This is a genomic window from Mesorhizobium sp. ORM8.1 (assembly GCF_053005525.2).
The window spans coordinates 5,923,360-5,937,184 of record NZ_CM132600.1 but is presented as its reverse complement, the minus strand read 5'-3'; the positions used below and the strand labels follow the sequence as shown (position 1 = coordinate 5,937,184).

At 59.6% G+C, this 13,825-nt stretch carries 8 protein-coding genes; 2 read left to right on the top strand and 6 right to left on the bottom strand.

From position 1 onward, the window contains the following. Positions 1-18 precede the first annotated feature (18 nt). The 4 genes from ACVDG8_RS29795 to ACVDG8_RS29780 are packed head-to-tail and all read right to left on the bottom strand — an operon-like array spanning position 19 to position 6,701. Positions 19-2,241, bottom strand: a complete 2,223-nt coding sequence (locus ACVDG8_RS29795; RefSeq protein WP_447251643.1) for a GumC family protein — start codon at positions 2,239-2,241, stop codon at positions 19-21. A gap of 1 nt (position 2,242) precedes the next feature. Beyond that, the gene (gene asnB / locus ACVDG8_RS29790; protein ID WP_447251642.1) at positions 2,243-4,237 is read right to left on the bottom strand and encodes an asparagine synthase (glutamine-hydrolyzing); all 1,995 of its coding nucleotides are present in this window, start codon (positions 4,235-4,237) and stop codon (positions 2,243-2,245) included. 2 nt (positions 4,238-4,239) lie between these two features. After that, positions 4,240-5,493, bottom strand: a complete 1,254-nt coding sequence (locus ACVDG8_RS29785) for an O-antigen ligase family protein (protein WP_447251641.1) — start codon at positions 5,491-5,493, stop codon at positions 4,240-4,242. Continuing rightward, entirely contained in the window at positions 5,490-6,701 is a 1,212-nt protein-coding gene (locus ACVDG8_RS29780) for a glycosyltransferase family 4 protein (RefSeq protein WP_447251640.1), read from the bottom strand. Before ACVDG8_RS29780 ends, ACVDG8_RS29785 begins: the two co-directional genes overlap by 4 nt. Before the next feature lie 905 nt (positions 6,702-7,606). Here ACVDG8_RS29780 and ACVDG8_RS29775 point away from each other — a divergent pair. Beyond that, the gene (locus ACVDG8_RS29775; RefSeq protein ID WP_447251639.1) at positions 7,607-9,064 is read left to right on the top strand and encodes a calcium-binding protein; all 1,458 of its coding nucleotides are present in this window, start codon (positions 7,607-7,609) and stop codon (positions 9,062-9,064) included. Positions 9,065-9,336: 272 nt separating this feature from the next. Here the strand turns inward: ACVDG8_RS29775 and glmS are convergent, their stop codons facing one another. After that, positions 9,337-11,157 (bottom strand): glutamine--fructose-6-phosphate transaminase (isomerizing), encoded by a 1,821-nt coding sequence (gene glmS / locus ACVDG8_RS29770; protein ID WP_455707340.1) that lies wholly within the window; start codon positions 11,155-11,157, stop codon positions 9,337-9,339. 278 nt (positions 11,158-11,435) lie between these two features. On the opposite strand from glmS, the gene ACVDG8_RS29765 reads away from it, so the two are divergent. After that, positions 11,436-12,374, top strand: coding sequence for a hypothetical protein (locus tag ACVDG8_RS29765; RefSeq protein WP_447251637.1), 939 nt, complete (start codon positions 11,436-11,438; stop codon positions 12,372-12,374). A gap of 87 nt (positions 12,375-12,461) precedes the next feature. Here the strand turns inward: ACVDG8_RS29765 and ACVDG8_RS29760 are convergent, their stop codons facing one another. Continuing rightward, positions 12,462-13,661, bottom strand: a complete 1,200-nt coding sequence (locus ACVDG8_RS29760; RefSeq protein WP_023780675.1) for an IS256 family transposase — start codon at positions 13,659-13,661, stop codon at positions 12,462-12,464. Positions 13,662-13,825 lie beyond the last annotated feature (164 nt).

The following is a 13,825-nucleotide window of genomic DNA, read 5'->3' as shown; positions in this document are numbered from 1 at the left end:
CGCAGCTCGAGTGTTCTATCAGTTCCCAACCAGCAGAAGATCGCCACTGTCTCCAAAACGATGCTTGGCGTGCTGTTTGAGGTTAACTTCAGTGAGAACGATACCCACTGGGACGGACCTCGGCCCGTCGGGCTGCAGCGCCCCCAGGATGCTCCGTGCTATACTGCGTGGTGTCCTGGCCCAACGAACCGCGAATAGAACGGAATCCGCCCAGCTGGTCAGTAGTCGTGATTCCGGACCTTCCAGGGCAGGCGGCCCGTTTAAGACGACGAGATCGTATTCCGCGCCCAGTCTGTCCGCGAGGTGGCGCGGCTCATCGACTTCAAACAACAACTTCAAAAGGTCATCAGAGACAATGGGAGCGGCCATGAAATCCATGCCGATGTCAGACATGCCAACAACCACATCGCCTAAGTCACTGCGGCTCTTCACATAATCTTCAAACGTTTTGCGAGGCTTCGAAATACTGAACTCGCTCACAAAATCATTGGTCAGTTGTTGATCATACGGATCGAGATCAATGAACAGCACATGACCGCCCAGACGCGTGGCCGAGAGTGCCAAGCTCCATGCAAGCTCTGTTTTCCCATCATTTCCACCACTGGAAGTAACCAGAACGATTTGCGACGATCGCCCTGTAACCGGTTGAGGTACCGCATTAATCAGCAGGGACAATGCAGCGCGGCCAAAGGTAGAATTTTTCTGGCCCAAAATGAGGTTCTGCAGGCGCCTGGCGTGAAGTCGTGATGTCTTGGGGAGCAGCCCCATGCAAGGGAAGCCAAGGGCGGCTTCAGCTTCGGCTTCACCGCGCAAAGTCCTATCGAGACGATTGCCGAGAAGGGCCAGGACACCACCGATGAGACCGAACACGACGATGCCCGGAGGAATGAGATACACCGGCGAAAGGCTCTTGGGGACCGTTGGCGGCCAGGCCGCCGAAATGATCGCGACTCCGGGTGACGGGCTCGCGATGCGCCGCGTCAAGTCCTGCTGCCTGGTCAGCAACTCATTGTAACGCTGCGTCAGGATCGCAACAGTCGGCTCAAGCGCACGCACCCCGGAAACCCGGCTTGCGGTATCAGCCACCACAGCGTCCAAGACTCTCTTGCGCTCATCCAATGCGGCAACCTGGGCGCGATAGATGTTTGCCTCAGAGGAAATGCCGGCGATCTCTTGTTGGATCTCGAGCTTGATTGCGGCGTCAACACTCTGGTCGGCGTGGTCTTTTGCTTGACGGGTCACGAGGTCTGTTAGAGCGGGTGACCCGATGGCTTCTGCGAGCGAGGCAATCGGCGCGCCCGACGCTTGCACGTCTTCGATACGCTGGAGGCGAGACTCGACGCCGGAGAGACTGGCCTTCGACATCGAGAGCTGCTGGTTAAGATCAGCTGTTTCTCTCGCGGCGTTGTCCATCGCGCCTTGATCGACCGTGCCGTGGGTTAGCCGGTATGCCTCCAGGCGGTCTGTTGCCTGCGCCAGATCAGACTGGAGCTTGGGCAGAGCGGCGGCGACAGAGACCAGCTCTGCCCTGTCGGCTGCCTGGCTATTGGCTGCAAGATCATCGACATAGACTTGAGCAAATGTGTTTGCCACCAAGGCTGCCCGAACAGGATCGACATCGGTAAAACCGACGGTGATGACCCGGGACCGCAGCTCTTGGCCAACTCTTATGCCGCGCCGCAAAATCTTCAATTCCGCTGCATCCGCGGCCGCTGGACTCAGCTTGGCGTCATCGCCACGGTGCCAGATCCGGCCCAGCAACTCGGCCGCAAAAGATTGCTTCTTCACCGAAGGCACTGGAAGGGTGCCCTGCCCTGCAGTCTTGTCGGCATTATTTTGCGCATTGGTCTCGATCTTGCCCAGCGCAACAGCAACACGGCGCATATGACCTGGCGAAGTCAGCAAGGTGATATTGTTGTCTATGCTGGTATCCAGCATGTCCTGAGCCGCGGCACCATCACCAGTGCTTCTGACCGTACCATCCACAATGATCTGCGTTGTCGCCTCGAACTGAGCAGGGCGAGAAAAACCCACAAGCGCTGCAATCGCTCCGCCGAGGAGTGCCATGGCCACGAGGAACCATTTCCGTCTTGCGATGGTGACCCACAGTTGGCTGAAAGGAGTCTGGGCCTCTCCTGGATCACGCAGAGGACGCCTCATGCGCGGATTGGGCTCGCGCATTGCGAGATGCATTTCTGCGGTTCGCGGCAGCTGAATTCGGCTGACTATGGATCCTTCCATCTTAAACTCCCGTCATTTCAAGCATGCGCGACCGGTTCGCCGGCGCCGGCGCCGAACCGGCGTCGCCGCGCCATGCTAGGAACATCAATGTTGCCCAGAGATCGCGGGAGTGATCCCGCTTGCCGTCGAGGTGATCGCGCCAACATGTCTGGACCTTGTCAAAGTCCAGAAGCCCATCCCCGGAATGGCGCATGTCGGCGAATAGGTCGCTTGCCCATGCACGGAGCGGCCCTCTCAACCAGACTGCAATCGGGACGTCGAAGCCTTGCTTGGGCCTGTCTATAAGGCGCCGCGGAACGTACCGATGCAGCACCTGGCGAAGGAGCCATTTGCCCCGACCATGGCGGACCATGGCATCCGATGGCAGGCGCCACGCGAATTCAACAACGCGATGATCAAGCAGGGGGCATCGCCCCTCCAGCCCGTTCGCCATGCTGGCGCGGTCCAGCTTCACCAGGATGTCGCCGGGCAGGTATCCCTCCATATCGGCGTAGATCAGCCGGGAAAGCAAATCGTCGAGCCGCGGCACGGGGCGAGCTGATGCCCGGGATCCGTAGCGGGCCAGGATTGTCGTCGACGACCCCGTCAGGCGCTGATATAGCTCTTCTTGATCCGAAGCGGCGAGCAGTTGGGCCAGTCGTTGCAGTCGATCGCTGCGCAAAGAATGCCCGACCAGAGCCGAAAGTGGCAACTTGCTGAAGACATCATGGCGGGTAGCACGAGCTACCAGTCCAATGGCCGCAGCCAGTGAATCACGCAACTGCGACGGCAGACGATGCTGTCGGTTTGCGCGCGCCGCCATGAGATGGCGAGCGTAACCGGCAAAGCACTCATCGCCACCGTCGCCCGTCAGCGCCACCGTGACATGCTGGCGAGCAAGTCGCGCTACCAGCAGGGTGGGAATTTGCGATTCGTCGGCGAACGGCTCGTCCCATGTATGGGGCAATTGCGGAATGATGTCGCGCGCGGAAGCAGAGGAAAGATGCAGTTCAGTGTGGTCAGTGCCTAGATGCCGAGCGACCGCTGCGGCATGAGGGGCTTCATCAAATCCGCGTTCGCTGAAGGCAATGGTAAAAGTGCGCACGGATTTTTGCGATTGAGCCTGCATCAGCGCCGCAACGGTCGAACTGTCGACGCCGCCAGATAGGAACGCGCCGAGCGGCACATCCGCGCACATGCGCTCTCGAACAGACAGCCGAAGCAACCGATCGAGTTCGTTCGTCAACTCTTCGTCGCTGCCCACCATTGGGTCCTGCCGGCCTCGTGTGGCGACATCGGCCAGTGACCACCAGAACCGCACCTTGTTTCGAACGGATCCCGTACGACGCGCTTTGGCGAAATCCGCTGCCGTCAGAGACAACGTCGATCCCGGCGGCAACTTGAAAACGCCGCGCCAGATGCAACTGTCATCCGGCACCCAGCCCTTCGAAAGCATGGCCCTGGCTGCATTGAGATTGAGTTCCGGATGGAAATCCGGGAAACACCGAATGGCTTTGAGCTCGGAGCCAAAAATCAAGGCATGGCGGGTCGGGGCGACATAGATCGGTTTTTTTCCCACCCGATCGCGGGCCAGATGAAGCGTTCTGGTCTTTGCGTCCCACAATCCAAATGCGAACATGCCGGCAAATCGCGTGAGCGCTGCCTCAAGACCCCAATGCTCAACCGCGGCAAGTACAACTTCTGTATCGCCTGTCCCTCGAAAATTTTGACCGGCACTTTCGAGCTCTTGGCGCAACTCGTGAAAATTGTAAATTTCGCCATTGAAAGTGATGACATACCGGCCACTCGCTGAATGCATTGGCTGACGGCCAGTCTCGGACAAATCTATGATGGCCAATCGATTGTGACCAAAAGCAATACCGGCTTGGGTGTCAGTCCAGAAACTTTCACCGTCCGGACCGCGATGGCGAAGAGCCCCTGTCATTTGCACAACAGACTTGAGCGCCCTTGCTGCGGGTGCGTCTGGCGCTAGGAGAATTCCGGCGATACCGCACATTCTTATCGCCTCACAGCTTGGACACTTGCCACAATCGGCCCGGGTGTCCCGGATACGAGGCAAAGTGTGAGCAAGAACCACACGATTGGGTGGCGAACGATCAGGTGCGGGAAACCGAAAATGCCGATTGACACCAGCATTGCCACCAAAGCGTCGATCTTGGAGCGCCACGCGTAGATTGCACTGACGCCGAGTATCCAGAACAGCGCGAGAACCGCCAACAGCCCGCCTTGCGTGTATAGATCGAGAGGCGTGCTGTGGGCCTCGAACGGTAGATCGCTGAACTCCTTGTAGACGATGGATCTGTCCGCATGAGGGCCGGGACCGAGGCCCATCGATCCGGATTCCAGCCCTTTGGTAATTGCGTTGTTCCAAAGATTGATCCGAAGCGCCGCGGTCTCGGCCGTAGCCGCGCCGCCGTCGCCCTTGGTCAGGCTCTTGGCGAAATTTTCGACATTGGTGGTTTCAGCAAGAACATAAGGCGAGAGGGAAAGTGAAAGCGGGAAAAGACCCACCAGCAACCAGAGTGCCGCTTGCCGGCCGACAGAGGCTCGTTGGCCAGTCGTGATCCAGGTCCGGAGCCGCAGGCCTACAAACACCAGGCCGGTCAGCACGGTTGTCAAAAGATAAGTATCGCTCTTGGTCAGCCTGCCGACATAGACAATCAGAACCAGGCTCGTTATTGCGAACAGCCTTGCCAGTCTGTTGTTGCTGGTGGTTGCCAGACTCAACGTAAGAGAACCAAACATTGCGCAGTAGAGCGCGAGTTGGTTCGGGTTGTCGGACCAACCCATGAACCGATCCCAGTACCATGGATTAACACCAGACTGGTGGATCAAGCCAAAACCAAGCGCAAGTTGAGCGGCAAAACAAACGTCGGCAATAACGATTATCCACCAGGACGTGCGATGCAGGTGGCGATCCGCATTGGGGTCTGCCGCGAGCAGGCAGGTCACGGAAGCAAGCAGCACATAGGCGATCATGTCATGAACCGGCGCCGCCAGGTACCACACGGTCGTCAGGAGCCCAACGATCAGTCCCGCAGCGAGAGCGAAGGTGAGGACCAGCCAGAAGGTCGCGAGAATGGAGAGGGCCGGCGTGACCTGCAGCTTGCCGCCGGCTAACACGCGTCCAATGGAGAGCATGACCCAAAGCGCAAGGAACAATTCGCTATATCCAAAGGGTGCTCCCGGGATTTCAAGCTGCGACGCGTAGGCCATCGCAACACCAGCCGCCAGCAGCACATCGCGGATCATTGGCGTACCCCGTCGAGTCCGCTGATCACGGCGTCCTTGCCTATCCTCGCAACTTGATGTGCCGTTCCGCTGCGCGGAATGGCGCCAAGAACACGCTCGTAAAGATTGCAGTACTGGTCGACTACCAGCGGCAATGCGAAGTGCTGCTTCACGAATTCGATGGAACGAGCGCCCATCACCTTGGCCTGGGCACGCTCGGATAGGATTTGGTTTATTAGGGAAGCAAAGGCATCCGCGTCGCCGGGCGGAGCGAGATATCCATTCCAGCCGGGCTCGACCACCTCGTTGCAGCCGGGCATGTTCGAGGCCACGATAGGCAATCCCGCCAATCCCGCCTCTAGTAGGACGCGTGGCACTCCCTCCCGGTATTGTGTGGGAAAGGCAAACAGATCCGCCATGCCGAGAAGGGCGGGAACATCGCGCCGCGGCCCCAGCGCGATAACATGAGGGAAATGGCGCTCGATTTCCGATTTCTCGACAGCGAACGGGCCTTCGGATTCCCACGGCCCGACAAGCACGAAACGCGCATTGGGCCTTTTTTCAAGAACGCGAGGAACTGCCTTGAGCAGCGTTGGAATGCCCTTCTCGCGCGTCAGTCGGCCAACAAAAATGATCACCTCAGCCGATGAGAGACCGAGCTCCTCGCGCATTGTCTGCGACGACGGCGCGGTCTGCCTTGACCTGGCAAAACCGTCAACGTCAATGCCGGAACTGCGGATCAAGTGGCCGGTCCCGCGCGCCACAAGTCGGCAGCGCTCGAAGAAGGCTTGATCATCTCGGTTTTGGAAAACTGTGGCCGCTGTCCAGCGCGACGAGACCCACTGCAATCCGCAAAATACCGGGCGCAGCGCCATAGCTCTCGGCTCACGGGAAGAAAACGTCCAGCCGAGGCCATTTATGGTGCGGATAACCGGGACGGCTCCGCGCACCGCCAATGGCGTCAATAAGTTGGGTTTGGTATCAAAGCTCTGAACAACGTCGGGGTGCAGTTCCGAGATCAGCTTTCTGATCGTTCTTATGGCGCCTCCGCTGCCACTGGAAAATCGGTCGAAACCGTAGCGGTGGTGCGGGATGCCGTGCTGCAAGAACGCCGCGTCACTGCCACTTGATACCGCGGTGACTTGAAAACCCTTCTGACGCAGCGACAGCAAAAACGGAATTCTGAAGGCATGATCCTCGCCCCCGACACACACGAGATGCGGGCTCATCATGCCTCTCCCGGCCGCGCGTCTGACCAACATTGCGTGAATTGGTCAGCTTTCTTTCCTGCCTTCATGATCTTGCTTCGCTACTCGGATACATGTTGCGCCTAGGTTCAGGGTACGGGCAGGCTTGCCCAATGTCCTCGTCCGTTTGAATGAGCGGACCCATCTCCGGGCACGACAGGCTGCCCCGAAGCTCGAATTGAACGTCCGTTTGGGCGAGCTATTCAGGCCCAGTTTTTACAGAAGTTGGTGGCGAGGCCCGCGAGCGAGTTCCTTCTGCTGGGCCGTCCCTCAAGTCTAGGTTTGGCGAGTGCTGCTTCCCTCTGCAATTCCAGCGCCGGCGAAGCGGTAATAGATAAAGCTTGCAGCGCGATCCCCTATAGAAAGTGGGACATTGCGAAGGATGGCATCCTCAAGAAATATCGAACTATGCTGAAAATCCGGGAATTGATCCTAACGGTTGGTTCATTATTGGTGTGTCTCCCTACCGATCGTCAGCGATTCTGTCGCTGTCGGGTTTGTTTTGGTTCCGGTGAGTAGCGTCGCGGGCGCAAGGCTGAGCATTGTCGAACCAAGCGAGGGATTTATGGCAACTCTCCATTACGCAGCTGGTGGATATGCATCGGACGTCGCTACTGCCGGCTTCAATCTGGTGGACGTTCAATATCTTGCCCAGGTCAACGCCCTGCCGGATGGGGAGGCGTGTTGCCGAATTGTTGATACGGGCTAGCCCGGCGCTTCGCTAAACGCAAACCCGGCGCGGGGGTTTTAGAACCGCCGTTTCGGTGCTGGCAAAGCCCTCGATCAATCATTCTATCAACGCATTTCCTTATTTGATTTGGCGCTAATAGAGACTGTCGTTAGGCAAGGGTCGGGGTGCTACCGACCAGAAGAAGAAGGATGTTCGCATGGCTACCATGCATTACGCCTATGGCGCCCCAGCCACGGCTGCCATAGCTGATGGCTTCAACCTAGTTGATCTCCAGTACGCGTCATCGGTCAACGCCTTGCCGAATGGCACTAAAGCCTTGATTTACCTTAATGAAGGCAACGGAGTGACGCAATCTTTCATAGACAAGGTGACGCCTCTCCTGGGCAATTCCAAGGTTTTTGGCTTCTATCTCACCGATGAGCCGGATCCGACAGGCAAATATCATACGCTGGTCACCGCCGCGAATCTGAAGGCCGAATCAGACTGGATTCACTCCCATTTCCCGGGCGCGAAAACGTTTATCACGCTGATGGAAATGGGGACGTTCACGGCCTCCGACTACACCAACACGTACAATCCAACCAACACCGGGATCGACTACTACGGGATCAATCCCTATCCGGTGCGCTCGACCGTGGTCGACTTCAACTACATCGACAGAGCGGTCGCAGCAGCGGAGAAAGCGGGCATCCCGCAGAGTGCAATCGTTCCGGTGTACCAGGCATTTGGAGGCGGCGGCTGGGCAACCAACACGGGCGGGTCTTACGTGATGCCCACCACCGCCCAGGAACAGACCATGTTGGACCATTGGGCAAAGCTCGTGCCGTCACCGGCCTTTGATATGGTTTACAAATGGTCCTCGCAGAATGGCGAGACGTCGCTTGGCAACACGCCGTCAATGCAAGCCTTTTTCCTGGATCACAACACCCATTCCGGAACTGGGACGACAACACCGCCTCCTGTCACGCCGCCTCCGGTGACCCCGCCACCCGTTACGCCCCCATCCGCTGATATAACGGGCACCAGTGGCAACGATGTTCTACGCCCAAGTGACAGTGCCGCTCACACCATGGCCGGCTATGGCGGCAATGACGATTACTATGTCAACAATGCCGCCAGTAAGGTGGTCGAGGCCGCTGGCCAGGGCCAAGACAGGGTGTGGACTTCTGTTAGCTATGCGCTTTCGGCCGGCTCGTCGATTGAAGTCCTTGGCACCCAGAAGGATGCCGGCACCACGGCAATCAATTTGACCGGCAACGAACTCGCTCAGCACATCATCGGTAACGCCGGCAACAACATCATAAACGGCGGTGGCGGCAACGATACGCTGACCGGCAATGGTGGTCATGACACGTTCGTTTTCAACAGCGCGCTTGGCAAGGGCAATGTCGCCACGATCGACGACTTCAACCCTGCCGATGACAAGATCCAGCTCGATCACTCAATCTTCAAAGGGCTGGCGACGGGGACGCTCGCAAGCACTGCCTTCTATGCTGGCACGGCCGCGCACGACAGCTCCGATCATATTGTCTACAACAGCGCGACCGGAGCGCTCTATTTTGACAGCGACGGATCAGGCAGCGCGGCCCAGATCCAGTTCGCCACCCTTGCCCCGCATCTTGCGGTTACGGCAAACTCGTTCGCAGTGGTTTAGGGTGCATCACATCCTGCATAGTGGCGGTCTGGCAAATTTACGGGTGGCGGGGTTCGCTGCCTGCGGGCAGGCGCCGCTATGAGCCTCTAGAGCGCTTCACCGTTTCAAGGAACGGCGAAGCGCTCTAACTCTTGTTTGACGCAATTCCGAACGGAAAACCGCTGCTCACACTTTTCCTGGAATTGCTCCAGTCGCTGCAGAACCGCGCAGCGGTTTGCGGCCGAAATAGAGCAAGCAAAATATTGTCGGCGACGTTGTTTCGCCGGCAATGCCTACTCCACCGTCACCGACTTCGCCAGGTTGCGCGGCTGGTCGACGTCGGTGCCCATGAACACGGCGGTGAAATAGGCCAGCATCTGGATCGGCAGCGCGTAGATGATGGGCGAAATGATCTCCGGCACTTCCGGCAGGATGATCGTTTCCATCGTCTTGACGCTGGCCTGGGCCGCGCCCTTGGCGTCGGTGACCAGGATGATCTTGCCGCCGCGCGCCGCCACTTCCTGCATGTTCGACACGGTCTTTTCGAAGATGCGGTCATGCGGCGCGATGACGATCACCGGCATGTTCTCGTCGATCAGCGCGATCGGCCCGTGCTTCAGCTCGCCCGCGGCATAGCCCTCGGCGTGGATATAGGAGATTTCCTTGAGCTTCAGCGCCCCTTCCATGGCCAGCGGGAAGTTGGTGTCGCGGCCGAGATAGAGCACGTCCTTGTAGCGCGACAGCTCGCGGGCGATGCGCTCGATCTGCTCGTCGAGCTTCAGCACCTGGGTGGCGAAGCGCGGCGCTTCGAAAGCTCGCGCACCAGCTGCTTTTCCTGCTCGCGCGAGCGCGCCGCGCGCGACGCCCGCCCGCACCGCAAGTGCCGCCAGCACCGACAGCTGGCACGTAAAAGCCTTGGTCGAGGCGACGCCGATCTCAGGCCCGGCCAGCGTCGGCAGCACGACGTCGGATTCGCGCGCCATGGTCGATTCACGCACATTGACGACGGCGCCGATCTTCATGCCGGCCTTGCGGCAATAACGCAGCGAGGCCAGCGTATCGGCGGTCTCGCCCGACTGCGAGATGAAGAAGGCGGCGTCATTGGCCGACAGCGGCATCTCGCGGTAGCGGAATTCCGAGGCGACATCGATGTCGACGGGCAGCCGCGCATAGCGCTCGAACCAGTATTTTGAGATCAGCCCGGCGAGATAGGCCGTGCCGCAGGCCGAGAGCGCCAACCGGCCGATCTTGGCGAAGTCGAAGGGCAGATCGAGCGGCTTCGACGCGCCCGAGACGAAATCGACATAATGCGCCAGCGTGTGCGAGATCACTTCGGGCTGTTCATGGATTTCCTTTTCCATGAAATGCCGGCGGTTGCCCTTGTCGACCATGAAGCTTGTCGACAGCGACTGCTGGCGCTTGCGGGCGACCTTGTTGCCGTCGATGTCGTAGATCGTCACGCTGTTGCGGCGCACCACAGCCCAGTCGCCGTCTTCGAGATAGGTGATCGAATTGGTGAAAGGCGCCAGCGCGATCGCGTCGGAACCCAGGAACATCTCGCCTTCGCCATGGCCGACCGCAAGCGGCGGACCGTTGCGGGCGCCGACGATCAGGTCTTCGTCGCCCTTGAACATGATCGCAAGCGCGAACGCGCCCGACAGGCGCTTCAGCGCCGCATGCGCGGCCTCGACCGGCTTCAGCCCCTTGGCGAGCTCGCGCGCCACCAGATGCGCGACGACCTCGGTGTCGGTCTGCGACGAGAAAGAATAGCCATCGCGGGTGAGCTCATCGCGCAGCTCGGCGAAATTCTCGATGATGCCGTTGTGGACGATGGCGACGCCGTTGGAAAAATGCGGATGCGCGTTGGTCTCGTTCGGCACGCCATGCGTCGCCCAGCGCGTATGGCCGATGCCGATCGTGCCGTCGAGCGGCTCTTCCTTCAGCCGGCGTTCGAGATTGATCAGCTTGCCTTCGGCGCGGCGGCGGCCAAGCTCGCCCTTCTCGACGGTGGCGACGCCGGCCGAGTCGTAGCCGCGGTATTCAAGCCGCTTCAGCGCATCGACGATGAGCGGCGCGACTTGGCTTTGGCCGACGATTCCGACGATACCGCACATGGCTTTGCCCCCATTTCCGGCAGAATCTCGGCCTTGGTCGCCGTCAGGACCACATTATCCCTGCTTGATTACGAGCTGGTCGTTCATTCGAACGAGCATCATCATATTTATTCCGACGCCGGATCATGGTCCCGATGTCGAACGCTGTTCGAGGGACAGACTTTAGCTATCGCTTGAGCGATACCCGTCAGCCCATCGGCCGAACAGATGAAGCCGGATTTCTTTATACAAACTACAAAGAGAGCGATGCGGGACGAATTTTGCCGGATAGCTGAAACATGTCGCTGAGCTCAATCTGCAGGTATTCCGCAGCCTTCCGACCCACGCAACCCATCAATTCGAAACCCATCGCGCCAACAACTTCGTCACCCAAGCTCACACGCATGGGCAGCCTGTGCGTATCGGCATTGCTCGTGCTTTACGGCCAGTCGGCACTGTCCGCGGAAGCGCGCGAAAGAACCCTTCACTACACCTCCGGTGGCTCCGGCGCTGCGATCGCGGCCGCAGGTTTCAACCTCGCCGACGTACAATATGTCGAGCAACTCAATGCCTTGCCTCCCGGGATGAAGGGGCTGATATGGCTAAACGAATCCAGCGGAGTGACGCAGAGCTTCATCGCCAAGGTGAAGCCATTTATCGGCAACCCACGGCTGTTCGGTTTTCGTCTCTGTGATGAGCCGGACATCACCGGCAAATACCATTCTCCAGCAGTCAGTCCGGCGACTCTCAAGGCCGAAGCCGACTGGATCAAGGCCAATGTTCCAGGGGCGCTGACGTTTGTTACTCTCATGGACATGGGATCGTTCGACGCCCCTGTTTTCATGAACACCTTCAATCCCGCCAACACGGGGATCGACCTTTTCGGTCTTGACCCTTATCCCGTGCGCGGCACGGTTTTCGACTTGGATTTCATCGACAGAACGGTCGAGGCAGCCGTTGCCGCGGGCATCCCGCTCGACAGAATTGTGCCGGTGTTCCAGGCTTTCGGCGGTGGCAAGTGGACAACCCGAACCGGCGTCACTGCGGATGTCTATGTACTACCGACACCGGACCAGGCGAACCAGATATTCGCACGTTGGGCCATATACTCGCCCGCTCCTGTATTCGACTTTGCGTATGCGTGGGGATCGCAGGACGGGGACACCAAATTGGGCAGCACCAGTGCAGATGCGCTCAGCCTTCGCTCAGCTTTCCAAGAGCATAACACGGCGCGGTAGCCACCTGGCGAAATCGCCGATCGTGTCCCGGGGAGTGGTGTAGCTGACGGCATTGGTCGCCGTGCTCTCCGGCATGGGCCGGGCTGATCAGCGCGCCACGGCTGGCAAGCTGATCAGGGGATCATCGCTCATCTGGCTGATCGTTTCCAGAGTCATATATCTGGCCCGCTGCACTGCCCATTCATCGTTCTGTTCGAGCAGGATTGCGCCGACCAGACGCACGATCGCATCGTCGTTCGGGAAGATTCCGACGACCTCGGTGCGCCGCTTGATCTCGCCGTTGAGACGCTCGATCGGATTGGTCGAGTGCAGCTTGGCGCGGTGTTCTTTCGGGAAGGTCATGTAGGCCAGCACGTCGGGCTCGGCGTCGTCCATGATTGTCGCCAACTTCGGCACCTTCGGCCGGATCTGGTCGGCGACGGCGCGCCATTGCACGCTTGCGGCCTCGGGCGTTTCCTGGGCGAAGGCGGTGGCGATGAAAGCGGAGACGACCCTGCGGCCGCTCTTGCCGGCATGGGCCAGCACGTTCCTCATGAAGTGGACGCGGCAGCGCTGCCATGTCGCGCACAGCACCTTGGTGACGGCCGCCTTGATGCCTTCATGGGCATCGGAGACGACGAGCTTGACGCCGCGCAGGCCGCGGCGGGTCAGCTTGCGCAGGAACTCCGTCCAGATCGGCTCGGCCTCCGAGGTGCCAATCTCCATGCCCAGCACCTCGCGCCGGCCGTCCGCGTTGACGCCGACGGCAATGATGACGGCGACCGAGACGATGCGGCCGCCGCGGCGCACCTTCAGGTAGGTGGCGTCGATCCACAGATAGGGCCAGTCGCCCTCGATGGGTCTTTCAAGGAACGCTTTGACCTTGCCGTCGATCTCCTCGCACAGCCGCGAGACCTGGCTCTTCGAAATGCCGCTCATCCCCATGGCCTTGACCAGGTCGTCAACCGAGCGGGTCGAGATACCCTGGACGTAGGCCTCCTGGATGACGGCGGTCAGCGCCTTCTCGGCCATGCGGCGCGGTTCGAGGAAACCGGGGAAATAGCTGCCCTTCCTGAGCTTCGGGATGCGCAGCTCGACGGTGCCGGCGCGCGTCTCCCAGTCGCGCTCGCGATAGCCGTTGCGCTGGGCCGTGCGCAACGGGTTCTTCTCGCCATAGGCGGCGCCGGTGGCGGCCCCAACCTCCATTTCCATCAGCCGCTCGGCGGCAAAGCCGATCATCTCGCGCAGGAGATCGGCATCCGGGGTCTTCTCCACGAGCGTGCGCAGGTTCATCATGTCGTCGGTCATCGGTGGTCCTTCCGAATTGGGTTGGCGTCAACAACCAAACCCTACCGGAAAGCGCCGATGACCACCGCAAAGCCGCTCGCTCGCTACAGCGCGACTAACGGCGCACTCGCGAGCGGCTTCACTACCGCCGAGCTACACCACCTGTGGGGACACGACCAAATCGC

Coding starts and splice junctions, on each gene's coding strand:
- ACVDG8_RS29795 (WP_447251643.1), bottom strand. CDS start 2,241: ATGGAAGGATCCATAGTCAGCCGAATTCAGCTGCCGCGAACCGCAGAA.
- asnB (WP_447251642.1), bottom strand. CDS start 4,237: ATGTGCGGTATCGCCGGAATTCTCCTAGCGCCAGACGCACCCGCAGCA.
- ACVDG8_RS29785 (WP_447251641.1), bottom strand. CDS start 5,493: ATGATCCGCGATGTGCTGCTGGCGGCTGGTGTTGCGATGGCCTACGCG.
- ACVDG8_RS29780 (WP_447251640.1), bottom strand. CDS start 6,701: ATGAGCCCGCATCTCGTGTGTGTCGGGGGCGAGGATCATGCCTTCAGA.
- ACVDG8_RS29775 (WP_447251639.1), top strand. CDS start 7,607: ATGGCTACCATGCATTACGCCTATGGCGCCCCAGCCACGGCTGCCATA.
- glmS (WP_455707340.1), bottom strand. CDS start 11,157: ATGTGCGGTATCGTCGGAATCGTCGGCCAAAGCCAAGTCGCGCCGCTC.
- ACVDG8_RS29765 (WP_447251637.1), top strand. CDS start 11,436: ATGTCGCTGAGCTCAATCTGCAGGTATTCCGCAGCCTTCCGACCCACG.
- ACVDG8_RS29760 (WP_023780675.1), bottom strand. CDS start 13,661: ATGACCGACGACATGATGAACCTGCGCACGCTCGTGGAGAAGACCCCG.